Annotated in this window: 24 protein-coding genes and 4 tRNA genes; 12 read left to right on the top strand and 16 right to left on the bottom strand. The window is 67.6% G+C overall.

The annotated features are described in order from the left end of the window. The first annotated feature begins 179 nt into the window (after positions 1-179). Positions 180-782: an energy transducer TonB gene (locus ACFOLC_RS12475; RefSeq protein WP_386759578.1), complete on the top strand. Its 603-nt coding sequence runs from the start codon at positions 180-182 to the stop codon at positions 780-782. Between the two features lie 24 nt (positions 783-806). On the opposite strand, the gene aroA is transcribed toward ACFOLC_RS12475, so the two are convergent. The 4 genes from aroA to serC form a co-directional block, all read right to left on the bottom strand. Then, entirely contained in the window at positions 807-2,117 is a 1,311-nt protein-coding gene (aroA, locus tag ACFOLC_RS12470; RefSeq protein WP_386759577.1) for a 3-phosphoshikimate 1-carboxyvinyltransferase, read from the bottom strand. Next, a complete protein-coding gene (hisC, locus tag ACFOLC_RS12465) occupies positions 2,114-3,280 on the bottom strand; it encodes a histidinol-phosphate transaminase (RefSeq protein ID WP_386759576.1) in 1,167 nt (388 codons plus the stop codon). Before hisC ends, aroA begins: the two co-directional genes overlap by 4 nt. After that, a complete protein-coding gene (gene pheA / locus ACFOLC_RS12460) occupies positions 3,277-4,476 on the bottom strand; it encodes a prephenate dehydratase (protein WP_386759575.1) in 1,200 nt (399 codons plus the stop codon). The genes hisC and pheA overlap by 4 nt, the downstream gene beginning before the upstream one ends. Positions 4,477-4,586: 110 nt before the next feature. Then, positions 4,587-5,687 (bottom strand): 3-phosphoserine/phosphohydroxythreonine transaminase, encoded by a 1,101-nt coding sequence (gene serC / locus ACFOLC_RS12455; RefSeq protein WP_386759574.1) that lies wholly within the window; start codon positions 5,685-5,687, stop codon positions 4,587-4,589. Between the two features lie 137 nt (positions 5,688-5,824). Between serC and msrP the strand changes: the two genes are divergently transcribed. Both msrP and msrQ read left to right on the top strand, forming a co-directional pair. Next, complete coding sequence (msrP, locus tag ACFOLC_RS12450; RefSeq protein WP_386759573.1) at positions 5,825-6,793, top strand: protein-methionine-sulfoxide reductase catalytic subunit MsrP; 969 nt, start codon at positions 5,825-5,827, stop codon at positions 6,791-6,793. A 2-nt stretch (positions 6,794-6,795) separates the two neighbouring features. Further along, a complete protein-coding gene (gene msrQ / locus ACFOLC_RS12445) occupies positions 6,796-7,455 on the top strand; it encodes a protein-methionine-sulfoxide reductase heme-binding subunit MsrQ (RefSeq protein WP_386759572.1) in 660 nt (219 codons plus the stop codon). On the opposite strand, the gene ACFOLC_RS12440 is transcribed toward msrQ, so the two are convergent. Further along, a complete protein-coding gene (locus ACFOLC_RS12440; protein WP_386759571.1) occupies positions 7,424-8,224 on the bottom strand; it encodes an FHA domain-containing protein in 801 nt (266 codons plus the stop codon). The genes msrQ and ACFOLC_RS12440 overlap by 32 nt on opposite strands. Before the next feature lie 81 nt (positions 8,225-8,305). Between ACFOLC_RS12440 and ACFOLC_RS12435 the strand changes: the two genes are divergently transcribed. Next, entirely contained in the window at positions 8,306-8,581 is a 276-nt protein-coding gene (locus tag ACFOLC_RS12435; protein ID WP_386759570.1) for a polyhydroxyalkanoic acid system family protein, read from the top strand. Positions 8,582-8,587: 6 nt separating this feature from the next. Here the strand turns inward: ACFOLC_RS12435 and ACFOLC_RS12430 are convergent, their stop codons facing one another. Then, the gene (locus tag ACFOLC_RS12430) at positions 8,588-9,337 is read right to left on the bottom strand and encodes an FFLEELY motif protein (protein WP_386759569.1); all 750 of its coding nucleotides are present in this window, start codon (positions 9,335-9,337) and stop codon (positions 8,588-8,590) included. A 111-nt stretch (positions 9,338-9,448) separates the two neighbouring features. Between ACFOLC_RS12430 and ACFOLC_RS12425 the strand changes: the two genes are divergently transcribed. The 3 genes from ACFOLC_RS12425 (at position 9,449) to ACFOLC_RS12415 (ending at position 12,568) form a co-directional block, all read left to right on the top strand. After that, positions 9,449-10,687 carry a patatin-like phospholipase family protein gene (locus tag ACFOLC_RS12425; RefSeq protein ID WP_386759568.1) on the top strand — a complete coding sequence of 413 codons (1,239 nt, stop codon included), beginning with the start codon at positions 9,449-9,451 and terminating at the stop codon, positions 10,685-10,687. Between the two features lie 88 nt (positions 10,688-10,775). Further along, positions 10,776-11,333 (top strand): phasin family protein, encoded by a 558-nt coding sequence (locus ACFOLC_RS12420; protein ID WP_386759567.1) that lies wholly within the window; start codon positions 10,776-10,778, stop codon positions 11,331-11,333. A 275-nt stretch (positions 11,334-11,608) separates the two neighbouring features. Beyond that, positions 11,609-12,568: a restriction endonuclease gene (locus tag ACFOLC_RS12415; RefSeq protein ID WP_386759566.1), complete on the top strand. Its 960-nt coding sequence runs from the start codon at positions 11,609-11,611 to the stop codon at positions 12,566-12,568. A 97-nt stretch (positions 12,569-12,665) separates the two neighbouring features. Here ACFOLC_RS12415 and ACFOLC_RS12410 read toward each other — a convergent pair whose 3' ends face one another. Then, the gene (locus ACFOLC_RS12410) at positions 12,666-14,654 is read right to left on the bottom strand and encodes an SDR family oxidoreductase (RefSeq protein WP_386759565.1); all 1,989 of its coding nucleotides are present in this window, start codon (positions 14,652-14,654) and stop codon (positions 12,666-12,668) included. Between the two features lie 152 nt (positions 14,655-14,806). Here ACFOLC_RS12410 and ACFOLC_RS12405 point away from each other — a divergent pair, with 152 nt between their 5' ends. Next, entirely contained in the window at positions 14,807-15,079 is a 273-nt protein-coding gene (locus ACFOLC_RS12405; RefSeq protein WP_386759564.1) for an acyl-CoA-binding protein, read from the top strand. 35 nt (positions 15,080-15,114) lie between these two features. Beyond that, positions 15,115-15,741 (top strand): TetR/AcrR family transcriptional regulator, encoded by a 627-nt coding sequence (locus ACFOLC_RS12400; RefSeq protein WP_386759563.1) that lies wholly within the window; start codon positions 15,115-15,117, stop codon positions 15,739-15,741. Between the two features lie 74 nt (positions 15,742-15,815). On the opposite strand, the gene ACFOLC_RS12395 is transcribed toward ACFOLC_RS12400, so the two are convergent. Continuing rightward, complete coding sequence (locus tag ACFOLC_RS12395) at positions 15,816-16,127, bottom strand: hypothetical protein (protein ID WP_386759562.1); 312 nt, start codon at positions 16,125-16,127, stop codon at positions 15,816-15,818. A gap of 148 nt (positions 16,128-16,275) precedes the next feature. Here ACFOLC_RS12395 and ACFOLC_RS12390 point away from each other — a divergent pair, with 148 nt between their 5' ends. Next, the gene (locus tag ACFOLC_RS12390) at positions 16,276-17,130 is read left to right on the top strand and encodes a hypothetical protein (protein ID WP_386759561.1); all 855 of its coding nucleotides are present in this window, start codon (positions 16,276-16,278) and stop codon (positions 17,128-17,130) included. An 84-nt stretch (positions 17,131-17,214) separates the two neighbouring features. Then, positions 17,215-17,289, top strand: a tRNA-Val gene (locus ACFOLC_RS12385). A gap of 200 nt (positions 17,290-17,489) precedes the next feature. Here the strand turns inward: ACFOLC_RS12385 and ACFOLC_RS12380 are convergent. The 3 genes from ACFOLC_RS12380 to ACFOLC_RS12370 form a co-directional block, all read right to left on the bottom strand. Further along, the gene (locus tag ACFOLC_RS12380) at positions 17,490-19,055 is read right to left on the bottom strand and encodes an FMN-binding glutamate synthase family protein (protein ID WP_386759616.1); all 1,566 of its coding nucleotides are present in this window, start codon (positions 19,053-19,055) and stop codon (positions 17,490-17,492) included. Between the two features lie 106 nt (positions 19,056-19,161). Further along, complete coding sequence (locus tag ACFOLC_RS12375) at positions 19,162-20,442, bottom strand: nucleotide sugar dehydrogenase (protein ID WP_386759560.1); 1,281 nt, start codon at positions 20,440-20,442, stop codon at positions 19,162-19,164. Positions 20,443-20,528: 86 nt separating this feature from the next. Beyond that, a complete protein-coding gene (locus tag ACFOLC_RS12370; RefSeq protein ID WP_386759559.1) occupies positions 20,529-21,542 on the bottom strand; it encodes a YeiH family protein in 1,014 nt (337 codons plus the stop codon). 69 nt (positions 21,543-21,611) lie between these two features. Here ACFOLC_RS12370 and ACFOLC_RS12365 point away from each other — a divergent pair, with 69 nt between their 5' ends. Beyond that, positions 21,612-22,553, top strand: a complete 942-nt coding sequence (locus ACFOLC_RS12365; protein ID WP_386759558.1) for a LysR substrate-binding domain-containing protein — start codon at positions 21,612-21,614, stop codon at positions 22,551-22,553. Positions 22,554-22,558: 5 nt separating this feature from the next. Here the strand turns inward: ACFOLC_RS12365 and ACFOLC_RS12360 are convergent. The 5 genes from ACFOLC_RS12360 to uvrC all read right to left on the bottom strand — a co-directional run bounded on the left by ACFOLC_RS12360 (position 22,559) and on the right by uvrC (position 25,666). After that, a tRNA-Leu gene (locus ACFOLC_RS12360) sits at positions 22,559-22,645 on the bottom strand. Positions 22,646-22,769: 124 nt separating this feature from the next. Continuing rightward, positions 22,770-22,843, bottom strand: a tRNA-Cys gene (locus tag ACFOLC_RS12355). 144 nt (positions 22,844-22,987) lie between these two features. Beyond that, a tRNA-Gly gene (locus ACFOLC_RS12350) sits at positions 22,988-23,063 on the bottom strand. Between the two features lie 153 nt (positions 23,064-23,216). Next, positions 23,217-23,783 carry a CDP-diacylglycerol--glycerol-3-phosphate 3-phosphatidyltransferase gene (gene pgsA, locus ACFOLC_RS12345; protein WP_386759557.1) on the bottom strand — a complete coding sequence of 189 codons (567 nt, stop codon included), beginning with the start codon at positions 23,781-23,783 and terminating at the stop codon, positions 23,217-23,219. Further along, positions 23,780-25,666 carry an excinuclease ABC subunit UvrC gene (gene uvrC, locus ACFOLC_RS12340; RefSeq protein ID WP_386759556.1) on the bottom strand — a complete coding sequence of 629 codons (1,887 nt, stop codon included), beginning with the start codon at positions 25,664-25,666 and terminating at the stop codon, positions 23,780-23,782. The genes pgsA and uvrC overlap by 4 nt, the downstream gene beginning before the upstream one ends. Positions 25,667-25,726 lie beyond the last annotated feature (60 nt).

Here is a 25,726-nt window from a genome sequence, read left to right as displayed (position 1 = left end):
GCGGGGTGTCGGAGTGCTGGTCGAGGCGACAGAGGCCGCGATTATCGCGTGTTACGCCGCCCAAGAGCGACCGGTTGCCGAATCATTAACCCGGTTCTGGGCAGAATCGGGGCATCCCCCTCAGCGAATAGACCATGTCCACACCTGCGTCCGCTCCGCACCGTTCGCCCCCGGATTTGATGGCCTGGATGCCAGGGCGGCGCTCGCTGCTGTGGGTGCTGCTGGCCTTCGTCGGCGGGTTGCTGCTGTTTGCACTGGTGCTGTCGCGCGGGCGCGATGCCGGTCCCGATCGTGCCCGCGGTTCGCTTCCGACCGCGACGGGGCCGGACTACGCGCCGTTGCCGGCGCCGCTGCCGGCCGCTCGTGACGACAACGCCAGCAGCATGGGCAAGGCGCCCTCACCCACTGCCGGCGACGGCGACGACCAGCCGCGGTTGGTCGAGACCACACCGCCACCGCCGCCTGCCGCGATGAAGCCGGTCGCACCACCGGCCCCGGTCGCCGTGTCGCGTCCGGAACCGATCGCCGGGCAGACGCCCGCCCCGCGCTATCCCACGCAGGCGCTGCGTCGTGGCGAGAGCGGCACGGTCATGGTGCGTGCGCAGATCGGCGCCGACGGCACGCCGACGTCGGTCAGCGTCGCCACCGGCAGCGGCTCGCGCCAGCTCGACCGGGCCGCCGTCGACGCGGTCCGGCGCTGGCGCTTCCGCCCGGCGCTGGCCAACGGCCAGCCGACAACAGGCACCGTCATGGTGCCGATCAGCTTCGACGCCCGGCGCTGAGCCTCCGCGCCGGGTCGCCATGGATCAGGCAGCGTCGAGCTGCAGTCCGGCCTGACGCGCCAGGCTCTCGAAGCCCGGGAATGAGGTGGCCACGTTGGCCACATCGCCGATGCGCACCTCGCCCTCGGCCCGTTGCGCCGCCATCGCGAAGCTCATCGCGATGCGGTGATCGCCGTGGCTGTCCACCGCACCACCGCGCAGGCGGCCGCCACTGATCACCGCACCGTCGGCGGTTTCCTCGATCGCGATGCCCAGCGTGCGCAGGCCCTGCGCCATGGTCGCGATCCGGTCCGACTCCTTGACCCGCAGCTCGGCCGCGTCGCGGATCACGGTGTCGCCCTGGGCGCAGGCCGCCGCGACGAACAAGGCCGGGAACTCGTCGATCATGTCCGGCACCAGCTCGCCGCCCACCTCGATGCCGTGCAGGGGCGCATGGCGCACCAGCAGGTCGGCGACCGGCTCGCCGCCCTGCTCGCGCCGGTCCAGCTCGGTGATGTCGGCGCCCATCGCGCGCAGCGCCGTCAGCAGGCCGGTGCGGCGCGGGTTCATGCCGACCGCCTGCAGCCGCAGTTCCGAGCCCGGCACGATGCTGGCAGCGACCAGGAAGAACGCCGCCGATGAGAAATCCGCCGGCACCTGCACGTCGGTCGCCCGCAGGCGATGCCCGCCTTCGATGCGGGCAAAACCCGGCGAGAACTCGATCGGCCAGCCGAACGCGGCGAGCATGCGCTCGGTGTAATCGCGGGTCGGGTGCGGTTCGCGCACCACGGTGTCGCCGTGCGCGTAGAGGCCGGCCAGCAGCAGCGCCGACTTCACCTGCGCGCTGGCGACCGGCAAGGTGTAATCGATGCCGTGCAGTGCGCGGCCACCGGCCAGGCGCAGCGGCGGCAATCCGCCCGCCTCCGAGCCGATCCGCGCGCCCATCTGCTCCAGCGGCTCGGTCACGCGCCGCATCGGTCGTTTCGACAGCGAGGCATCGCCGACCAGCACGCTGTCGAAAGCCTGCCCGGCCAGCACACCGGCGAGCAGACGCATGCCGGTGCCAGCATTACCGCAGTCGAGTGGCGCCGTGTTGCCCTTCAAACCATGCAGGCCGACACCGTGGACGATGCGCTCGCTCGCACTCGGTGTTTCGATGCGCACGCCGAGCTGCTCGAACACGCGCGCGGTGGCGCGAGTGTCCTCGCCTTCGAGGAAGCCGCTGATCCGCGTCGTCCCTTCGGCCAACGCACCCAGCATCACTGCACGGTGCGAGACCGACTTGTCGCCGGGCACGCGCAGTGACCCGCGCAGGGGCTGCCCGCGACGGGCGACCCAGTCCTGCGCCGCGCTCATGCCAGCACCGCGTCGAGCGCCGCCAGCAGGCGCCGGTTTTCCTCGGCGGTACCGACGGTGATGCGCAGGCAATCGGACAGGCCATACCCGCCCATCGGCCGCAACACCACACCGCGCGCGACCAGGTCGGCCTCGACCTGTGCGGTGCGGGCGCCAAACTCGACCAGCACGAAGTTGGTCTGCGAGGGATACACGCGCAGGCCGCGCGCGGTCAGGGCGGTGGTCAGGGCTGCACGCTGCTCGCTGTTGCGCGCGCAGGCCCATTGCAGGTGAGAGACGTCGCCAAGCACCGCCTCGCACGCCGCCAGCGCCGGACCGTTGACGTTGAAGCTCTCGCGCAGGCGCTCCATCACCGCGACCAGGCCCGGCGCACCGATCAGGTAACCGACGCGCAGGCCGGCCAGGCCGTAGGCCTTGCTGAAGGTGCGGGTCAACACCAGGTTGGGATGTGCGGCCAGCAACGGCAGCGCAGTGGCGACATCGTCGGCGTCGGCCATTTCGGCGTAGGCCTCGTCCATCACCACGATCACCTCGTCCGGCACTCGTGCCATGAACGCCTGGAACGCGGCCCGGCCGAACCAGCTGCCGGTCGGGTTGTTCGGGTTGGCCAGGTAGACCAGCTTGGTCTTCGCCGTGATCGCCGCGGCCAGGGCCTCGAGATCGTGGCCGCGTGGCATCGTGGCGTGGTCGCGCGGCAAGGCCTCGACGATGCGCAGGTCGGCACCGGCCGCCTGCGTCGCCAGCGCGAACACGGCAAAACCGTAACGCGAGAACACGACCTCGTCGCCCGCGCCGGCGAACACCTGCGCCAATTGCATCAGCAACTCGTGCGAGCCGTTGCCGAGCAGGATCTGCGCGGTATCGACACCGTGGCGAGCCGTGAGCGCCCGCTTGAGGTCGGCTCCGAGCGGGTCGGGGTAGCGGTGCAGCATGTGCAGTTGGTCGAGGATCGCCTCGCGCGCGGCCGGCGATGGGCCGTACGGGTTTTCGTTGGAGCCCAGTTCGACCAGGTTGGCCTCGCCGAGTCGCTTGCGGAAGCCAACCAGATCGTGGCCCGGGTCATAGGCGCGCAAGCGCTGCACGCCCGGTTGGGCGCGCGAGGCGAACCAGGCTTCGTCGAACTCGTTCAGCACGGCATCGCTCCGTTCGACCGCAGCACTCATGCGATCGCGACCGGGTAGGAACCCAGCACCTTCACTTGCTGCGCGTAATCGGCCAGTTCGTCGAGGGCGTGGCGCATGGCCTCTTCCTGCACGTGGCCACCGACGTCGATGAAGAAGGCGTACTGCCACAGCCCGGTATGACCTGGGCGCGACTCGATGCGGTTCATGCTCAGACCGTGCTTGGCGAACGGCGCCAGCACGTGGTACAGCGCACCGGGCTGGTCCTTGATGAAGATCAGCAGCGAGGTGCGGTCATTGCCCGAAGTCGAAAACAGCTCGCGGCCGATGACCAGGAAACGGGTGGTGTTGTCCGGGCGGTCCTCGATCGGCCCCGCGATGGACTTCAGGCCGTAGACATTGGCGGCGCTGATGCCGGCAATCGCCGCGGCATCGTCCGAACTGCGCGCACGACGCGCGGCCTCGGCGTTGCTGGCAACGGCGATCTTCTCGGCCTTGGGCAGGTACTGGCGCAGCCAGGCCTTGCACTGCGCGAACGACTGCGGGTGCGAATAGACACGCTCGATGTCCTCGATGCGGCCACTGCGCGACAACAGGTGCTGATGGACGCGCAGCTCGACCTCGCCGCAGATCTTCAACTTGGAAGTCAGGAACATGTCCAGCGTCGACTGGATCGTGCCCTGGGTGGAGTTCTCCACCGGCACCACGCCGAAATCGGCATTGCCGGCTTCCACTTCCTGGAACACCTCCTCGATGCTGCCCAGCGGCAGGCCGTGGATGGAGTGGCCGAAATGCTTGAACACCGCCTGCTGCGAGTGCGTGCCTTCCGGGCCGAGGAAGCCGATCTTGAGCGGCTCCTGCTGCGCCAGGCAGGCCGACATGATCTCGCGGAACAACCGCACCAGCACGTCGTCGTTGAGCGGGCCGTCGTTGCGGTCGACCACACGCCGCAGCACCTGCGCCTCGCGCTCGGGACGGTAATAGTCGACGGCGGCCGCGAGCTTGCCCTTGGCCTTGCCGACCTGGTTGGCGAACTGCGCGCGCTCGACGATCAGCTCCTGGATGTGGCGGTCGATGCCGTCGATTCGATCGCGCAGCATGGCCAGGTCGAGTGCGGGGAGCTGGGTTTGGCTGGCCTTCTTGTCCGTGCCTGCAGCAACGTTTTTCGCCGCTGCTTTCTTCACTACCGGCTCCTTGTTGGCCTTTGACCGCTTTGTCACTTCAGATTTGTCTTTCATTCGAGTCTCGTTGCCTCCGAAGGTATTGGTTGCCGTCCATGGCGAGACACCCTCGCCTTCGGATCGTCCGACCCGGCCATCCATGGCCGGGCGTTCGCGGCCGCGGCCGCTCACCCATGCCGTTGCTGGAAGTCGCGCATGAAGGACGCCAGCGCCTGCACGCCCGCCTCCGGCATCGCGTTGTAGATCGAGGCGCGCATGCCGCCCAGCACTCGGTGCCCCTTGAGCGAGATCAATCCCGCGGCCGTGCTTTCCTGCAGAAACGCCGCATCGAGTGCGCTGTCGTGCAGGAAGAACGGCACGTTCATGCGCGAGCGTGCCGCCGTGGCGACCTCGTTGCAGTAGAAGCCACCGGAAGTGTCGATGGTGTCGTACAGCAGCGCCGACTTGCGCGCGTTGCGCTGGGCGAATTCGGCCACGCCGCCTTCGGCCAGCATCCACTTCACGGTCAGGCCGAGCAGGTACCAGTTCCAGGTCGGTGGCGTGTTGAGCATCGACTCGCCCTTGAGGTGCGCGCGGTAGTCGAAGATCCCGGCGCGCGGCTGGCCGGCACGCTCAAGCAGGTCGCGGCGGATGATCACCACGGTCACGCCCACCGGGCCGAGGTTCTTCTGCGCACCGGCGTAGATCACGCCGAACCTGGAGATGTCGAGCGGCTCGGAAGCGATCGATGAGCTGAAGTCGGCAAACAGCGGCACGTCGCCGACGTCGGGAATGTCGCAGCCGTTCGCCGACCTGAACTCGACGCCGTGGATGGTCTCGTTGGCGGTGTAGTGGACGTAGGCGGCACCGTCGGACAACCGCCAGCTGTTGCGTGCCGGGATGTCGCGGAACCCGCCGGGTTCGCCGTCGGCGGCCAGGTTGGCATGCACGTACGGCGTGACCTGTTTCAGTGCGGTCTTGCCCCAGTGACCGGTGATCACGTAATCGGTGGCCTGGCCCGGATCGGCAAAATTCAAGGCGATCAGCGCCTGCTGCACGGTCGCCCCGCCCTGCAGGAACAACACCGCGTAGTCGTCCGGGATCGCCATCAGCGTGCGCAGGTCGGCTTCGGTCTCGTGGGCCACCTGCATGAACTCGGGGCCGCGGTGGCTCAGTTCCACGATCGAGGCGCCCACGCCGTGCCAGTCGAGCATCTCCGCCTGCGCCTGCTGCAATACCGGTTCGGGCAAGGTCGCGGGACCGGGACTGAAGTTGAACGCGCGCGACATGAAACGCTCCGGAGAGAGGAAGATCGGAGTCCAAGTATGCCGCAGCGCAGCACGCTGCGGGTTCATGGTTTCCCGCGCAACTTTTTGCACGATTACGGCCTCTATAGTTCAGGTACAGCGCCCATCCGGAGCCGGCCATGTCCTTGCGCGACGCACTCAAGATTCCCGCCACCCAGATCACCGACGAAGCGGTCTACCGCGAGCGTCGGCGTCTGATCGCCGCCTTCGCCGCCGCCCCCGCGTTGGGCCTGCCCGGCTGCGCCGAGGCCGAGCCACCGGCACCACCGCAAACTGCTGTCACGCCCGAGCAGGCCCGCGCCGGCTTCCACACCAACGAGCCCCTGACCCGCTTCGAGGACATCACCAGCTACAACAATTTCTACGAGTTCGGCACCGGCAAGACCGACCCGTCGCGCGCGGCCCGCACCCTGCGCACGCGCCCATGGACAGTCGCCGTCGGCGGCCATTGCGCCAAGCCCGGCAAACTCTCGTTCGACGACCTGCTCCACGGCCTCACGCCCGAGGAGAGGGTCTACCGGCTGCGCTGCGTCGAAGGCTGGTCGATGGTGATCCCGTGGCTGGGCGTGCCGTTGGCCGACGTGCTCAAGCGCTTCGAACCAACCTCGCAGGCGAAGTACGTGGCCTTCACCACCCTCGCCGACCGCAAGCAGATGCCCGGCCTGTCGTACCGGGCGCTGGACTGGCCGTACCGCGAGGGTCTGCGCATCGACGAGGCCATGCACCCGTTGACGATCCTCGCCACCGGCCTGTACGGCAAGCCGCTGCTGCAGCAGAACGGCGCGCCGCTGCGGCTGGTGGTGCCGTGGAAGTACGGCTTCAAGAGCATCAAGTCAATCGTCGCGATCACCTTCGTCGAGAAGATGCCGTTCACCAGTTGGAACGATTCGCAGCCGAGCGAGTACGGCTTCTTCTCCAACGTCAATCCGCGTGTCGACCACCCGCGCTGGAGCCAGAAGACCGAGCGCCGCATCGCCGGCACCGGCAGCAAGCTGTTCGCCGAGCGCATCCCCACCCAGCTCTTCAACGGTTATGCCGAGCAGGTCGCGGGCCTGTACGCCGGCATGAACCTCAAGCGCTGGTTCTGACGATGACGTTGGCGATTCCGATCTGGCGCCCCGGCCGGCAGGCCCTGATTCTCAGCAAGACTCTGGTGCACCTGCTCGCGCTGACGCCGGCGGCGATCCTGGCCTGGCAGATCCGCGAGGAGTTCCTGACCGGCAGCGGCGGCCTCGGCGCCGACCCGGTTGCGGCGATCGAGCACCGCCTCGGCCTGTGGGCGCTGCGCCTGTTGCTGATCACGCTGGCGATCACGCCGCTGCGCCAGCTCAGCGGACAGCCGGTCGTGTTGCGCTTCCGTCGCATGCTCGGTCTGTACGCGTTCTTCTACGCGACCTTGCACTTCACCGCCTACCTGGTGCTCGACCTGCGCGGCTACTGGACGCAGGTTTTCGAGGAAATCGCCAAGCGTCCCTATATCACCGTCGGCTTCGCCGCCTGGTTGCTGTTGCTGCCGTTGGCCATCACCTCGACCCAGGCGGCAATCCGCCGGTTGGGCCACAACTGGGCGCGTCTGCACCAACTGGTCTATGTGGTCGCGGTGCTGGCGGTGCTGCACTTCTGGTGGATCGTCAAATCCGACATCCGCGAGCCGCTGCTGTACGCAAGCCTGCTCGCGGCGCTGTTGGGCTGGCGCTTGTGGAAGCGGCTGCGGACGATCAACGCGCGCCGTACAACAGCAGCAGGCTGAGCGCACCGGCCAGCAGCAGCGCGGCCAACAGCAGCCACGGCATGCGCCGCACCGAGCGCGGCAAGGGCGACGACGGCCGTGGTGATTCCTCCACCGGCACGCGCGCATGCACGACCGCAGTGGCCTCGACCGGGCCGCTGCGTTGCGTCGGCGACTCGATCACGAAGCGATGCTGCACGCCGAACACGACCTGGTCACCGGGCTGCAGCAGCGCATGGCGGACCGGACGGCCGTTGACCACGCTGCCCTCGACCGAGCCCAGGTCGCGCAGCACCACGCCATCGGCATGGGCCTCCAGCAGGGCATGGCGTTCGGCAAAGCCCGACTCGCTGATGCGGATGTCGCTTTCGCCGGCACGGCCGACGGTGCGCGGGCGATCGAGGGTGAAGCTGCGGCCGTGGTGCGGCCCGCCGACACCGCGCAACACCATGCGCGTGTCGTTGCCGCCGGAGAAACCGTAGTCGGCCGGGGCCGGCAGCGGCTCGGCGGCCAGCAGCACCAGCTCGATGCCGTCGAGGAAGACCGCGTCGCCGATCCGCAGCATCGCCACGCGCCGGACAGGGCGACCGTTGACGTGCAGGCCGCGCATGCCTTCGCGCACCTGCAGCCAGACCCCGCGGCGATCGACGCACAACTGTGCGACGGCGTTGTCGGCGTCATGGGTCAAGGCGACGCGGCCGTGACCGTCGCGGCCAAGCGCATGCACGCCCGGGCTCAGCACCAGGTCGGCATGTTCGCGGTTTGGGAATCGCAGTCTGAGGGCATCCACGCGGGCGCAATCTAGCACGTGGCGCACACTTGGATGCAGGGGGTGACGCCCGCACAATACCGTCACTCCCGGAGATCCCACATGTCGAACATCGATATCCACCACCCGCATTCGCTGGCGCCCGGCCAGGCCCGCAAGGCCGTACAGGAAGTTGCCGAGAAGCTGGCCGAGCGCTTCGGCGTCGACTACGACTGGGCCGGCGACACGCTCAATTTCACCCGCAGCGGCGTCGACGGCCACATCGCGCTGGAGCCGCAGCAACTGCACGTGACCGCCAAGCTGGGCTTTCTGCTCGGCGCGCTGAAGGGACCGATCGAAACCGAGATCCGCCGCGTCCTCGACGAACGCTTCACCTGAGCCAGCTCAGGCGATCTGGCCGCGGAACGGGTCGGCCTCGCCTGCGAACAGGCGCTGCGAGACGTCGCGCTCATCGGCCTCGATCTCGGCGATGAAGCCGCGCACGTCGCCGAGCTTGGCAAACGCGGCGAAGCCGCGTTCGAGGAAGCCCTGCAGCTCGGCCAGTCCGGCCACCCGCGCCGGCCCACGCGACAGCTTCAACAACGTGGCCACGCCCGGCAGGCGCAAGGCCTGGCCGAGGCCGTTGCCGACCCGCGCGATCAGGTCGATCTGGTGCGCACGCAAGCGCGGCAGGCCGCAGCGGCGGTAGGCCTGCGCATACAGCGGCGCATCGAGCTTGCGACGCTTCGGCGCGAGCTCGTGCAGCGCCTGCGCCATGCGCAGATCGAAGGCATGGGTCAGCAGGCCCAGCTCGATCGCGTCGGCGACAGTCGTCAGCAGCGCCTGCGGCAGCAGCCGCTGCATCATCGGCAGCACCTTGGCGATGTCGGCGTCGCGGCGGCTGAAGTCATGGTCGTTGTAGACGTCGCTGAGAAAGAACTGCGCCGCCGGGCGCCGCTGCGGATCGCGCAGGAAGCGGTCGAAGCTGGCCTCGAGCCGCCGTGCCTGCCACTGCCGCAGCTCGGGCAGCCAGCGCAGGTCATTGCGTGGTTCCTGCGTCGGGTCGTACAGGGCCTGATGGCGAACCAACAGGTCGGCCAACCGCTCCGGCAAGGGGCGGCCGCTGGAGGGGCGTCGTGCATTCGTCCTGGACATCGCGGCCATATTCACGGCGGCGCACGATGGCTGCAACCGCCCACGCCCGCGGCCGAAGGGCACTTGGCAGCTTTCCGCTACACTCGGGCGAACCCCGCGGCACGTGCCTCCATGCTGTCACTCCACACCGCCCGGACACGGGCACGCGCGAACGCCGACCGTCCTGCCCGGATCGGCCTGGCGGTTGCCGGTGGCGGTCCCATCGGCGGCATGTACGAGCTCGGCGCGCTGCGCGCACTCGACGAGGCCTTCGAGGGCCTCGACCTGACCCGCCTCGACAGCTACGTCGGCGTCAGCAGCGGCGCCTTCCTCGCCGCCGGCCTGGCCAACCGCATCGACACCGCGCAGATGTGCCGGATATTCATCACCGGCGACAGCGACGACGTGCAGTTCCGGCCCGAGACCTTCCTGCGCCCGGCGATCTTCGAATACCTGCGCCGCGCCGCCAGCCTGCCGCGGCTGGCTACGCAATGGTGGCGCGAGCTGCTGTTTTCGCCGCGCGAGGCACGCTGGTCGGACCTGGTCACCCGTTTCGGCGGTCTGGTGCCGAACGGGCTGTTCGACAACGCCCAGGTCGAGCACTTCCTGCGCGAAGTGTTCACCCGCCGCGGCCGCAGCAATGACTTCCGCGACCTGGCCGCGCCGCTGTACGTTGTCGCGGTCGACCTCGACAACGGTGCGGTGGTGCGTTTCGGCGGTGAAGGCTGGGACGACGTGCCGATCTCCAAGGCAGTACAGGCCAGCGCCGCGCTGCCCGGCTTGTATCCGCCGGTCGAGGTGCGCGGCCGCCACTTCGTCGACGGTGCGCTGCGCCGCACGATGAATGCCTCGGCCGTGCTCGATCGCGGCATCGATCTGATGATCGGCATCAACCCACTGGTGCCGTTCAACCAGGGCGGCGTCGCCGCCGTCGAACACGAGCGCAGCCTGGCCGCGGGCGGTCTGCCGGCCGTGCTGTCGCAGACCTTCCGCACGCTGCTGCAATCGCGCATGCAGGTCGGGTTGGCGCGCTACAGCCAGCAGTACCCGGATATCGACCAGTTGGTGTTCGAGCCCAACGCCGAAGACGGCGAGCTGTTCTTCACCAATGCCTTCAGCTTCTCGGCACGCCAGCGCATCTGCGAGATCGCCTACCGCAACACCCTGGCCGACCTGCGCCGCCGTGCCGACACACTGCGGCCGCTGCTGGCCGCACACGGCATCCGCCTGCGCGATGAGATCCTGGCCGACGAGCAGCGTTCGATCCTCGACGGCATCACCCCGCCCAGCCGCGATACCGAAACGACCGCACGCCTCAAGCGCGCGCTCGACGATGTCGACCAGCTCGTCGCCCGTCGCCGCAGACGCTGACCTGCCAGCCCCTGCCCGGGGCTGGTGTGAAAGCTCTAGACCGGCGGGAGATGGTGGCCCATACCCGCCCAACCGGATCCGCAAGCGCATGGCCAAGTTCAAGAAGACCGCGAAGAAGGCCACCGGCAGCCGCCCGGCCGGCAAGCCCAGCCCGCAACAACAGGCCGAACGCCTGTCCAAGACCCTCAGCGAGTCGGCCCAGCAGATCTGGCTGGCCGGCGTCGGCGCTTTCGCCCGCGCCCAGTCCGAGGGCACCAAGCTGTTCGAGGGCCTGGTCAAGGAAGGCCTGAGCCTGGAGCAGACCGCGCGCAAGTTCGCCGGTGGCCAGGCCGATGCCGTGCGCGACGTCGTCGAATCCCGGGTCGACCAGGCGCGCGAACGCGCCGCCGATACCTGGGACCGCCTCGAGAAGGTGTTCGAGGAGCGCGTGCACCGCGCCCTGGTCAAGCTCGGCGTGCCGGGCCGCGACGACCTCGGTGAGCTCAGCAGGCGCGTTGATGCCCTGACCACGGAACTGCGCAGGCAGGGCGGCAAGCCGTCGGCAGCGAAGAAGGCGCCGGCCCGGGCAGCCGTGGCGAAGAAGCCTGCTGCCAAGAAGGCCGCACACAAATCGACCGCGCGACGCAAGTCGCCGGCCGCGCCGTAACGCCGCAGAAAGTACCTCGGTCCAAAGCAGTCGATCCATCGCGTGGCCGCGTGCCACGCGCGTCACAAGCCCGCCAGTCCGCGCTTCCGTATGCTCCCCTCCCCTTACGGTTTCGGACTGGCGGGCTTTCTTATGCCTGATTTCCGCCGCTGAGCGTGCCCGTGCCGGAAGACTCGACACGTTGCCACTGTGCGGATTTCGGCCCGTGATCGATGCCACGGGAGCGAAGGCACGGCTGACGTATAGTCGCCGTCCCAAAACGCTTCGAGCCGTGCATGTCGACTGGTTTTTCCGTACTGATCGCGACCGCCGTCACCGTGTTGCTGGGTGGATTGTTCACGGCCTACCTGTGGTTGATCCGCCGGCGCCAGGCCGAGACCGCGGCCGGCGTTGCCGCCCTGTCCGCGATGCGTTGGCGCGAATTGGCGCGTCTGGTGATCGAGGCGCTGCAGGCAAAAGGCTACACCGCCGAATCCATCGAGCAGACCGTCGAACGCGGGTCGCAGGCCGAGCTGCGCCTGCTTCGCGATGGTCGCCCTTGGCTACTGGCCTGCAAGCAGGGCGGCATGAACTACCGCGTCGGCCAAGCCACGGTGCTGGAACTGGCTGACGCCGTGCGTTTCCACAACGCGGCCGGCGGCATCCTGGCCACGCCTGGCCGGATCGAGCCGCAGGCACGCAAGGCCGCGACCGCAATCGACCTCTATGACGGCAGCGGGCTGTGGGCGCTGGTCAGCCCCCTGCTCCCCCCCTCCCTGCACGAAGACCTCACGGCCAGCGCGCGCAAGCGCAGCATGCGCGAGACCGGCCTGGTCTGGGTCGCGGCCGTCGTGCTCGGCGTGGGCGCCGGCCTGCTGCTGCCCCTGTTGCAGGACGCGGACGCTCAGGCCCCGGTCGCGCCGGCGACCACGACGACTGTGCAGCCGCCCAGCGCCGCTCCCTCGGTCGCCGACACGGCCTTGACCGCACCGGCACCGGCCGACCCGAACCGCGAGCAGTTCGAGCGCAGTGAGGTCATCCGCACGGTGGGTGCGCTGCCCGGGATCGAACGCGCGCTCTGGTCGACCCAGTCGACCCTGCTGGTGCACCAGCGCGACGACGACAGCCCCGATCCGGTGCAACCGATCTGCGCCATCCTCGGCAGCTACGACTCCCTGCGCGTCTCGCGCCTGCAGCTGCAACCGCCGCCGGGCAGCGGGCGCACGGTGCGGTTCCTGCAATGCCGCAGTTATTGAGCGCGATACACCAGCTTGGGCGACTGGCCTATTGAGTGATGCCCGCAAAGCTCGTCGCTTTGCAGGCGAAAGGGCGCGGGCTGCCTGACGCCTGCGCCTACCAGTGCACGCCCCGCATCAGCGCGGCAAAGGCGATCTGCTCGTTGCTGGCGTGCTCTTCCTTGATCGCCTTCTTGTCGCCCTTGGCCGCAGCCGAATCCGGGAACAGCTCGAACGCGGTGTTCATCACCACCTCGTAGGCCTTCGGCGCCAGCGCGTTGACCACCGAGGCAAAGATGCCCAGGCGCGTGGCGATGCGGCTGGGCCGCTCGATGATGCCCTTCACCAGCAGGTCGGCGGCCTCGTCCGGGGTCAGCGTCGGCACGCTGTCGTACATCTTGGTCGGCGCGATCATCGGCGTCTTCACCAGCGGCATGTTGATCGTGGTGAAGCTGATGCCCTTGCCCGACAACTCGCCCTGCGCGCAACGGCTGAACGCATCCAGCGCCGCCTTCGAGGCGACATAGGCCGAGAACCGCGGCGAATTGGCCAGCACGCCGATCGAGCTGATGTTGATGATGTGGCCCTTGCGGCGCTCGGTCATCCTCGGCATGAAGCCCATGATCAGGCGCAGGCTGCCGAAGTAGTTGAGCTGCATGGTGCGTTCGAAGTCGTGGAAGCGGTCGTAGCTGAGTTCGATCGAACGGCGGATCGAACGGCCGGCGTTGTTGACCAGGATGTCAACGTGACCGTGTTCGTCGAGAATCTGCTTCACCAGGCGATCGCAGTCGGCCATGTCGGACAGGTCCGCCGTGTAGGCGAAGACCTTGCCGCCGCTGGCATTCATCGCGTCACGTGCCTTGAACAGGTCGCCCTCGCCGCGGGCAACGATGATCGTGATCGCGCCGGCCGCGGACACCTTCTCCGCCGTTGCCAAGCCGATGCCCGACGAGCCGCCGGTGATCACAACCACCTTGTTGCGCACCTTGCCCTTGAGTGTGCGGTCGACGAACAGGTCCGGGTCGAGGTGGCGCTCCCAGTAGTCCCACAGCCGCCAGGCGTACGTGTCGAGGGCCGGTACCTTGATGCCGCTGCCGCGCAGGGCGCGCTCGGCCTCGCGGTTGTCGAAGCGCGTGGGATAGGTGATGAACTTCAGGGTTTCCTTGGGAATCTTGAAGTCGCGCAGCAGCATGCCGATGAAGCGCCGCACCGGCGGCAGGTTACCGACCGCGCCACGCACGCCGCTGGGCACGAAGGCGAACATGCGCGCGTCGATGCGCATGGTCATCTCCGGCGCATGGCCGGCACGGGCAAACGTGTTGAGCACCTCGCCGACGCGCTGCGGCTCGGGATCGGTCAGATGGAAGCAATGGCCGTCGAGCTTGGGCTTGTGGGCGATGTGGTCCATCGCATCGACCACGAAATCGACCGGCACCACGTTGATGCGCCCGCCCTCGATGCCGAGCGTCGGCATCCATGGCGGCAGCATTTCGCGCAGCTTCTTGAGGAAGGTGAAGAAGTAGTACGGACCGTCGATCTTGTCCATCTCGCCGGTCTGCGAATGGCCGACCACCATGCCCGGACGATAAATGCGCCATTTCAGGCGCTTCTCCCTGCGCACCAGCCCCTCGGAATCGTGCTTGGTGCGCAGATAGGGATCATCCAGGCCCTCGGCCTCGTCAAACATGTCCTCACGGAACACGCCCGGGTACAGGCCGGCGGCGGCGATCGAACTGGTGTGGTGGAAGGTGCCTGCCTTGATCGTCGCCGCCAGGTCGAGGGCGTGCTGGGTGCCGTCGATGTTGGCGGCGCGCTGGGCTTCCGGTTTGGCAGTCAGGTCGTAGATCGCGGCCAGGTGGAAGAAATGCCTGACCTTGCCATCGAGGGCACGCAGCTGGGCGGCGCTGACGCCGCACTTGGGCTTGGTCATGTCGCCGTCGACCAGCACCACACGCTTGCTGTCCCAGCCCATCCGTTTGGCGATGGCGTCGAGCTTCTTGTGCGAGTCCTTGCGCACCAGCACGTAAACAGTGCCCTTGCGCTTGAGCAGGTTGCTGACCAGATAGCGGCCGATGAAACCGGTCGCGCCGGTGACGAAATAACTCATGCCCTTCTCCCTGGATCCGAGTCGACCGCCGCTGCGGTGTATGCCGCTACGTTGCCAGAGCCGGTGCCGTCGAACAATTCCCTCGTATTGACCACCCCAACAGCGCGTGCGGTAATGCCGTCACCATCTTGGCCGCCGGGAGGGGCGCCACCATGTCCGATCTGCGTAACGCTGATTTGCAGCAGGCATTCGAGCAAGCCGCAAAGGACGTCAAGTCACTGTCCGAGCGCCCCGACAACGACACCCTGCTGCGTCTGTACGCGCTCTACAAGCAGGGCGCGGAGGGTGACGTCAGTGGCGCCAAGCCCGGTTTCTTCGATTTTGTCGGCACCGCCAAGTACGAGGCCTGGGTCAAGCTCAAGGGCACCGACCAGGCCGAAGCCCGGCAGAAGTACATCGACCTGGTCAAGAAGCTGCGCGGCTGAGCCGCGGGCGGCGGGCCGTTCGGTGAACTGAACCCATGGCGAAGCAGACCCGACAGCGCATCCTCGATGCCGCGTTGACCATGTTCAACGCGCAGGGCGAGCCCAACGTCACCACCAACCACATCGCCGACGAGCTGGAGATCAGCCCCGGCAATCTGTACTACCACTTCCGCAACAAGGACGACATCATCGAGCAGTTGTTCGCGCGCTTCGAAGAGCGCATGGACGTCGCGCTCGCCGCGCCGCAGGGGCGCCTGCCTGGGCTCGAGGACATCTGGCTGCAGTTGCACCTGGTGTTCGAGTGCATCTGGGATTACCGCTTCCTGCACCGTGACCTGGTCGAGATCCTCAGCCGCAACCGTCGCCTGCGCCTGCGTTTCGCGCGCATCCTCAGGCGCGCCGACGAGCAGGCCCACACGGTGATGCAGGGCCTGTCGCGGGCCGGGGTGATGCGCGCTTCCAAGGACGAGCTGGCCGCGACCGCCACCAACGTCCTGGTCATCGCCACGTTCTGGCTCAACTACGCCGCCGCGCGTGGCGACAAGGACGAGCATGCCGCGATCCGAGCCGGCATCGTCCAGGTGATGATGCTGCTGGCGCCGTTCCTGCGCGACGTCGAACGGGTGCACCTCAACACCCTCACCCGCGCCTACCTCGACTGATCCGACGCCGCAACGACAACGCCCCGTTTGCGCGGGGCGTTGCGTTTCCTTTCCACTGACGATGGAATGAAGATTCAGGGCTTGCGCGCGGCCCGCCTGACCGGCTTGGCGACCTTGCGCGTCACCCGCTGCGGGCGCTTGGCCTTGGCCGGCTTGAGGCCCAGCTTTTCGAGCACCGGCGCCAGTCGCGCCTCGACCTCGGCACTGAACTGCACGACCCTGGGTTCGACCTGGCCGCGCACGCGGCGCTGCAGGGCATCGGCGTGCCCGATGACCTGAACGCCCGCGGCCAAGGCCTCGCGCCGCGCCATCACGGCCAGGCCGAGGCTGGCGAGCCAGAGGTGGCGCAGCGTGGTCCCGTTTGCTGCGCGGGATGTGCGTTTCACCGCTGCCATGTTTGCTCCGCTGACCGGCCCGGGCGGCCGGTTTCCGTGGGCCACTGTGTCGACCGTCGATCGAGCAAACACACTACCTCTTGCCAGTGCCAAGCTGCGGCGGGATGCTGCGGCTCCGACCTGCCGACAAGGACCGCATATGGCTGCGAAATCCAGCTGGGCCGCATTCCCGCACGATGCCAAGGGCTACGCCTATCCCGGCGAAGCCCTGAAGAAAGCCTGGCCGAAACTGCATGCCGGCGACACCGAGCCCTACCCCGACGGCAAGCACGCCGCCGCCCTGATCGCCGCCGCCGGCAAGGCTGCGCCGAAGGGAGTCGATGCCGAAACACTGTCCGCCGACCTGCAGGAGGCCTGGCGCGCGTTCCACCGCGGCGACTTCAAGGCCGCGTTCGACGCCGGCGAGGCACTCGGCCCAGTCGGGGCTTCGGTCGCGGTCAAGGCGCTCGGCATCCACGCCACCTACCTGGTCGACGACGATGCCGAAAAGCTCAAGCGCTTCGAGCAGGCGGCCAAGCTGGCCGAGGGCGCGGTCAAGGCTTTGCCCGACGAGGCCAACAGCCACTACCGCCACGCCTTCGCGCTGGGCCGTTACAGCCAGGGCCTGAGCATCGCCAAGGCGCTCAAGGCCGGCATCGCCGGCAAGGTGCGCGGCGCGCTCGACACTGCGCTGCAACTGGCCCCCAAGCACGCCGAGGCCCATACCGCGATGGCGCTGTACCACGCCGAGATCATCGGCAAGGTCGGCAGCATGATCGGCGGCCTGACCTACGGCGCCAAGGCGGCCGAGGCCGAGAAGCACATCAAGACCGCGCTCAAGCTGACCCCGGATTCGCCGATCGCCCATATCGAGCACGGCAACGTGCTGATGCTGCTGCACGGCGACAAGCAGGAGGACGCAGCGGCGGCGGCCTACGAAAAGGCCGCCAAGCTGAAGCCGGTCGACGCCATGGAGGCGCTGGATGCGGCCTATGCCCGCTCGCAACTGGAATGAACCGGCTCGACACAGCGCTGCCTGAACCGAACACGCTTGCCTGAATCGAATTGCCCCCTTAAACTTTGCGGCCCAACAGGATTTGGGCGGTTAGCTCAGCGGTAGAGCATCGCTTTCACACGGCGAGGGTCACAAGTTCGAAACTTGTACCGCCCACCAGATCCAGGCAAAGGCCGGCGCAAGCCGGCTTTTTGCTTTTCTGCGACGGTGCGGCGTCAGACGAGGGGCCCTCGGTGAACCGCACCCGCCTCCAGCGCAACCCGCACTTGATCGAACGCCCGAGTTTCGTCCACCGTGACCGCGCCGTGATCGGCCGCCCGCCCGAACGTGTACTCGAACAGGTCGACTGAGGCACTGCCTCAGAACGCCTTGCTGCCCCGTATCGACTGCACCATCGCCGGTGCGGCGAAGCTGTCGCTGCGCGCGTTGGCCCAGAAGGCCTGAAATACGGCGTGCCCGGGGATCTTGCCGAGCAGGTCGCCCGGCGCGAGAAAGTTGTACAGCGCCGCCAGCGAGCGCACCTCGGTCGGCGACACCCGACGCAGGATGTGCTCGGGCCCCAGTTGCTGCGGGTGCTCCAACCCCGCCGCGCACAACAGGTCGCGCAGGGCCTTGAGCGTGTTCTCGTGGAACTTGAACACGCGCGTGGCCTTATCCGGCACATCAAGGTGCTGCCAGCGCCTCGGGTCCTGGGTCGCGATGCCGGTCGGACAGCGGTCGGTGTGGCAGCTCTGCGCCTGGATACAGCCCAGTGCAAACATGTAGCCGCGTGCGGCGTTGCACCAGTCAGCGCCCATCGCCAGGGTGCGCGCGATGTCGAATGCACTGGTGATGCGACCGGCGGCGCCGATGCGGATGCGCTCGCGCAATTCCAGTCCGACCAGGGTGTTGTGCACCAGCATCAAGGCCTCGTGCATCGGCACGCCGACGTGATCGATGAACTCGGCCGGCGACGCACCGGTACCGCCTTCGGCACCGTCGACGACGATGAAATCCGGCAGCAGCCCGCTCTCCTGCATCGCCTTGGCGATACCGAACCATTCCCACGGATGCCCGATCGCGAGCTTGAACCCGACTGGCTTGCCACCGGACAACTCGCGCAGCTGCGCCACGAACTCGAGCAGGCCCCGCGGCGTATCGAAGGCGCCGTGTCGTGCCGGTGATACGCAATCCACGCCCATCGGCACACCGCGCGTCGCAGCGATTTCGGCGCTGACCTTGGCTGCCGGCAGCACGCCACCGTGGCCGGGCTTGGCACCCTGCGACAGCTTGATCTCGATCATCTTCACCTGCGGATCGCGCGCATTGGCGGCGAAGCGTTCCGCGTTGAAGCTGCCATCGTCGTTGCGGCAACCGAAGTAGCCCGAGCCGATTTCCCAGACCAGGTCGCCGCCGTGTTCACGGTGGTAGGCCGAGATCGAGCCTTCGCCGGTGTCGTGGTAGAAGCCGCCAAGCCGGGCGCCGTGGTTGAGCGCGCGGATCGCATTGGCCGACAGCGAGCCAAAGCTCATTGCCGAGATGTTGAACACGCTGGCCGAGTACGGCTGCGCCGTCTGTGCACCGATGATGATGCGGAAATCGTGCGATCCGTGCGGCGCCGGCAGCATCGAATGGTTGATCCATTCGTAATCGACGCCGTAGACGTCCTGCTGGGTACCGAATGGACGCACGTCGTTGACCGACTTGGCGCGCTGGTAGACCAGGGCGCGCTGCTGGCGCGAGAACGGCACCTCGGCGGTGTCGGCCTCGATGAAGTACTGACGCATCTCCGGGCCGATCGACTCCAGGCCGTAACGGAAGTGCGCCAACACCGGGTAGTTGCGCCGCAAGGTGCTGCGCGTCTGCAGCAGATCCCAGGTACCGAGGACGGACAACGCACCGAACACCGCCACGCCCCACAACCAGACGGGCTCGTGCAGGCACAGCCAGATCGAGACCAGCGTGGCGACCAGGCAGGCGACATAGAGGGCGTAGCGCATCATCGACGTTCCGTAAGCGGAGCTGAGGCAAGGATACGCGCGGCCGCAGCGCTCAGAGTCGCGCGTCGACACCTTCGCGCGGAAACAGGCTCTTGATGTCGTACAGCAAGGCATGCGACTTGCCGAACGCACGCGCGCCGTCGGCACCGAGTTTGCGGAACTCGTCGTGCGCAACCGCCAGCACCACTGCGTCGTAATCACCGCGCGCCGGGGTATCGGTCAACAAGTCGATGCCGTACTCGCGCCGCGCCTCGTCGGCATCGGCCCACGGATCGTGGATGTCGACCCGCGCCCGGTACTGGCCGAACTCGCGCGCCAGCTCGACCACGCGTGTATTGCGCAGATCCGGGCAGTTTTCCTTGAAGGTGATGCCCAGGATCAGGATGCGCGAGCCGGCCACGGCGATACCGCGCTGGATCATCAGCTTGATCACCTCGCTGGCGACGTGCTCGCCCATCGCGTCGTTGATGCGCCGGCACGCCAGCAGGATGTCGGGATAGTAGCCGGCCGCCTGCGCCTTCTGGATCAGGTAATACGGGTCCACGCCGATGCAGTGGCCGCCAACCAGTCCGGGCCGGAACGGCAGGAAATTCCACTTGCTGCCGGCCGCCTCCAGCACCTCCGTGGTGTCGATGCCCAGGCGCTGGAAGATCAACGCGAACTCGTTGATCAGGGCGATGTTGGCGTCGCGCTGGGTGTTCTCGATGACCTTGGCGGCCTCGGCCACGCGCAGGCTCGATGCCTTGTGGGTGCCGGCCTTGATGATGCTGCGGTACAGCGCATCGACGAAATCGGCTGCCTCAGGGGTCGAGCCGGAGGTCACCTTGGGGATGTCGACCAGACGCCGCTGGCGATCGCCCGGGTTGATCCGCTCCGGGCTGTAGCCGACGAAGAAGTCCTCGTTGAAGCGCAGGCCCGAGGCGCGCTCCAGTTCCGGCACGCAGATTTCCTCGGTGGCGCCGGGGTAGACCGTCGACTCGTAGATCACCGTGTCGCCCGGTTTGAGCAGGCCGCCAAGGGTGCGACTGGCCTGCACCAGTGGCGAGAAATCGGGACGCTTGTGCTCGTCGACCGGGGTCGGCACCGTTACCACGAACACATTGCAGTCGCGCAACTCGTCCGGCGATGCGGCAAACGACAGACCGGTCGAAGTGGCGATTTCGTCGGGACCGGTCTCGCGGTTGCCGTCCTCGCCGGCACGCAACTGCTCGATGCGACGCGTGTCGATGTCGTAGCCGCGGGTGTCGTAGCGCCTGCCGAACTCGACCGCCAACGGCAACCCGACATAACCCAGCCCGATGACCGCGATCCGCACCTGCTCAGGTTCCAGCATCCCCGCTCCCGTCCGCCTTGGTCCAGCCGCCCACGGCGGGCGCCCTCACCGCACCATTCTATGGCCAGCAACGGCGGCTGCCGAACTCAACCGAGCAGCCGCACCAGCACGTAGCCACCGATGCTCAGCCACAGGAACAGCACCGCAGCCAGCAACAGCGGGCGCGGGCCGAGCGCACGCAGTCGCGCCAGACGCGTCTCCAGGCCGAGCGCGGCCATCGCCGTGGCCAGCAACAGCGTGTCCAGGGTCAACAACGCCGACTTCAACGCCGACGGCACGGCCAGCACCGAATTGAGCGCGACCACACCGAGGAAGCCGATCGCGAACCACGGCACCACCATCGCACGCGCGCCGCCGTTGCGCGTTTCGCGCCAGCCGAGCAGGAACAGCACCGGCACCAGCATCAGCACGCGCGTGAGCTTGACCACCACGGCCGCGTCCGCGGTCTCCGGGCTGATCGCACTGCCGACCGCGACCACTTGTGCGACCTCGTGCACCGTGGCGCCGGTGTAGAGGCCAAACGCGGCCGCATCGAGACCCAGGTGCGGGTACAACTGCGGGTACAGGAAGATGTTCAAGGTGCCAAACAGCACCACGCTCGCCACCGCGATCGCCACCTTGCTGGCATCGGGCCGGATCACGCGCTCGACCGCGAGCACCGCCGCCGCGCCACAGATCGCGCTGCCGGCCGCGGTCAGCAGCGCCGTGTCGCGATCGAGGCCGAACCAGCGCCGGCCGATCCAGGTGCCCAGGCCCAGGGTCGACGCGACGATGACCAGGTCGATCAGCAGTCCGGACACGCCGATCGCGGCGACGTCCTGGAAGCTCAGCCGCAACCCGTACAGGACCACGCCGGCACGCAACAGCTGCCGTTGCGCCAGCCCGATGCCGGGAGCGAGTTTTGGTGACAGGCGGCCATCGCCGAGGTTGCCGAGCAGCATGCCCAGCACGATCGCCACGGTCAGCGCGCTCAACTGCCAACGCTGCAGCAATGGCAACTGCGCCAGCCCCAGGGCCAGCAACCCCATGGCCAGCGCGAGCAACAAGCCTGGCAGCGGCGGCCAGGAGCGGGACGAAGCAATGGGCTGGGCGATCGACATGGCGCATGGTCGCGGTCGCCACAAATTCAGTACAGTTTAAAATATTGAGCCACTTCATAAGGAAAGCTGATGATTGGGATCAGCCCCCGCCAGCTGGAGGTGTTCGTCGCCATCGCGTCCGGGGGCAGTGTGCGCGCGGCCTCCGAGCAACTGCACCTGAGCCAGCCCGCAGCGAGCATGGCCCTGGCCGAGCTCGAGCGCCTGCTCGGCGCCCCACTCTTCGACCGCAGCCAACGCCGCCTGCACCTCAATGCGAACGGACGCCGCACCCTGCCGCTCGCACGGGAAGTACTGGAGCGCATGCGCGAACTGGGCAACCAGCTCGCGGCGCCCAGCGAGCTGCTCAGCGGCGAATTGCGCCTCGGCGCCAGCAACACGGTCGGCAACTACCTGGTCGGCGACCTGCTCGGCGGTTTCGTCAACGCGCACCCGCAGGTTGCACTGAAGCTGCATGTCGACAACAGCGCCGCGATCGTCGCGAGCGTGCTCGACTACAGCGTCGACCTGGGCTGCATTGAGGGCCCGGCCGCGCACCCGGACCTGGAACTGCTGCCCTGGCGCGAGGACGAGCTGCGCATCTGCGCGCCAACTACCCACCCGCTCGCCCAGCGGCGTCGGCTGCAACGCGAGGATTTTGCCGGTGCGCGCTGGATTCTTCGCGAAACCGGCTCGGCCACCCGGTCGCAGACCGAGCGGGCCCTGGCCGCCTTGCCGGCAGGAGAAACGGTGCTGGAGCTGGACCAGAGCGAGGCGATCAAGCAGGCCGTCATCGCCGGACTCGGGCTGGCGATGCTGCCGGCTGTCGCCGTTGCCGACGCCCATGTCGCCGGCCGACTGGCGGTGCTGCGCACGCCCTTCCTGTCCTTGAAGCGGCCGTTGAGCCTGGTGTTGCACCGGCGCCGCTACCGCAGCGCGCTGCTGCAGGCGTTTCTCGACAGCGTGCAGCCACCACGCTCAAGCAGAACCGAACCGACCACGGCGACGGCTACAACGTTGAAGACAAAAAGCTGAAAACCTGGTGCCCGGAGCCGGAGTCGAACCGGCACGACCTTGCGGCCAGCGGATTTTAAGTCCGATGCGTCTACCAATTCCGCCATCCGGGCAGGAGGCACGCGCAAGAAGCATCGCGTGCGAACAGCTTACGCGAGCAGGCGCAATGACGGAGGCCTTCGCGTGCGACCTGCCAGAAACAAAAAGCCCGATCATTCGATCGGGCTTTCGTACAACTGGAGGCCTGGGTCGGAATTGAACCGGCGTACGCGGCTTTGCAGGCCGCTGCATAACCACTCTGCCACCAGGCCGGTGACTTGTATCCGCTGTTGCGGATTCTTCCATATCCAGAGCATCCGCACATCCGGGCCGATGCATCCAGGTCGGAAACAACAAGGCCCCGCGTGCGGGGCCTTGTCTGAAGGTGCGATTCTTGCGAAAGGCACCTTCGAATATGGAGCGGGAAACGAGACTCGAACTCGCGACCCCGACCTTGGCAAGGTCGTGCTCTACCAACTGAGCTATTCCCGCAGAGGAAGCGACATTTTAGGCATGAAACGAAAAGTGTCAACTTTTTTTCGTTTCCGGAGAAACCCGTCGCCGGACTCTCCGCCATCCCGATCGTGCGTTGCCACCTGCCCGATCGACCGTCGAACACTGTACCGTTCGCGATGTGCGTATTTTCTATGAACGGGCGTCTTCGCGCAAGACTGGCCACGCCGCGCGCAGGTACGCCAGACCGGACCACAGTGTCAGCAGCGCCGCCGCAGCCAGCAGCCATTCACCGATCACGAAGATCGGCAGGCCCAGCAGGCGCTCCTGATACAGCAGGCACACCAGGGCCACCATCTGCACGATGGTCTTGATCTTGCCGATCGTCGCAACCTTGACCTTGGCGCGCTGGCCGAGCTCGGCCATCCACTCGCGCAGCGCCGACACGGCGATTTCGCGGCCGATGATCACCGCTGCCCACAACGCCATCCACACGGTCGGGTGCTTCTGCACGGTCAACAGCAGCGCGACCGCGACCATCAGTTTGTCGGCAACCGGATCGAGGAACGCACCGAATGCCGAGAACTGGTCGTAGCGGCGCGCGATCCAGCCATCGAGCCAGTCGGTGATCGAGGCGAACGCGAAGATCACGGCCGCGGCCACGTTGGTCCATTTGAACGGCAGGTAGAACACCAATACCAGCACCGGGATCATCACGATCCGCAGCAGGGTCAGCATGGTCGGTACCGTCAACTTCATCCTTCACTCCGCGCGCCGCTGGTCGGGCCAATCGTGTCTGGGCTGTCTTTGTCAGGCGTGTCCAGTCCGTGCAGGGTCGCATAGATGCGTTCGGCCAGGGCGGCATTGACGCCCTCGACCCGCGCGATTTCCTCGATCCCCGCGGCCTTGAGCCCTCCAAGGCCGCCAAAATGCCGCAACAGGTTGGCGCGGCGGCGTGGGCCGATACCGGGGATGTCCTCCAGCCGGCTGCTGTTACGCGCCTTCTGCCGGCGACCACGGTGGCCGGTGATCGCGAAGCGATGCGCCTCGTCGCGCACCTGCTGGACCAGTTGCAGTGCCGGCGATTCCGCGCCGGGACGCACGGTGCGGCCATCGGGCAGCAGCAGTTCCTCGTCGCCGGGCCGCCGCGCCGGCCCCTTGGCCACGCCGACCAGGACCACGCCCTCGACCCCGAGGTCGTCGAGCGCCGCCCGCGCCTGCGCGACCTGGCCGAGGCCGCCATCGATCAACAACACGTCGGGCATCACCCCGCCCTCCTCCACCGCGCGCCGGAAGCGGCGGTCGATCGCCTGGTGCATCGCCGCGTAGTCATCGCCCGGCTCGATGCCACTGATGTTGTAACGCCGGTACTGGCCGCGCACCGGGCCTTCGGCATCGAACACCACGCACGAGGCCACCGTCGCCTCGCCCATGGTGTGGCTGATGTCGAAGCACTCGATGCGCGCTGGCAGTGCCGCCAATCCCAACAATTCGCTCAGCGCTTCGGCGCGCGCGTGCTGGGCAGCGTGGCTGGTGCGTTCGCTGGCCAGGGCCAACTCGGCGTTGCGGCGAGCCAGATCGAGGTAGCCGGCGCGCTCGCCGCGCACGCTGGTCTTGATCTGCACACGACGCTCGCCGGCACTGGCCAGGGCCTGTTCGAGCAGTTCGCGGTCGGGGATGTCGCGATCGAGCACGATCTCGCCCGGCGGCGTCTGCTCGCCGTAGTACTGCGAGACGAACGCGGCGAGCACTTCCTCGGGGCTGTCGCTGCCGTTGGTCTTCGGGAAGAACGCGCGCGTGCCGAGGTTGCGGCCGTCACGGAACGCCAACAGCAGCACGCAGGCAGCGACGCCCTGCATGGCGATGGCGAGCACGTCCAGGTCGGCGGCACGACCGTCGACGTACTGGCGCGCCTGCAGGCTGCGGATCGAGGCGACCAGATCGCGCAGGCGCGCGGCCTCCTCGAAATCGAGCCGCACGCTCGCCGCCTCCATCGTCTTGAGCAGCTCGTCGCTGAGCTCGTCGCTGCGCCCTTCGAGGAACAGTCCGGCGCGACGCACGCTCTCGGCGTAGTCACGGGCCGGCACCAGGCCGACGCAGGGCGCGCTGCAGCGGCCGATCTGGTGCTGCAGGCACGGCCGCGAGCGGTTGCGGAACACGCTGTCCTCGCAGCTGCGCAGCTTGAACAGCTTGTGCATCAGGTTGAGGGTGTCGCGCACCGCGCCGACGCTGGCATAGGGCCCGAAGTAACGCCCTGGGATCGCGCGCGCGCCGCGGTGCATGGCGATGCGCGGCCACGCCTCCTGCGTCATCAGCACGTAGGGATAGCTCTTGTCGTCGCGCAGCAGCACGTTGTAGCGCGGCTTGAGCGACTTGATCAGCTGGTTTTCGAGGATCAGCGCCTCGGCCTCGGTGCGCGTGACCGTGACCTCCATGCGTGCGGTCTGCGCCAGCATGGTCATGATCCGCGCCGACTTGGGCGTGGCGTTGAAGTAGCTGGAGACGCGGTTCTTGAGCACGCCGGCCTTGCCGACGTAGAGCGCGCTGTCGTCGGCCGCGATCATCCGGTACACGCCGGGAGCGGTGCTGAGGTTCTTGACGAAAGTCTTGCCGTCGAAAGCCGGCGTTTTGAGCGCGCCCATCAACGGTCGATCCTGCAGAAAGCACGATCGCCCGGGATGGCCTCAACGGGCGTGGCGGAC

Source organism: Lysobacter cavernae (assembly GCF_042648505.1).
Classification (GTDB): domain Bacteria; phylum Pseudomonadota; class Gammaproteobacteria; order Xanthomonadales; family Xanthomonadaceae; genus Lysobacter_L; species Lysobacter_L cavernae.
The sequence above is the reverse complement of the archived record's forward strand: the minus strand, read 5'-3'. Positions and strand labels throughout refer to the sequence as shown.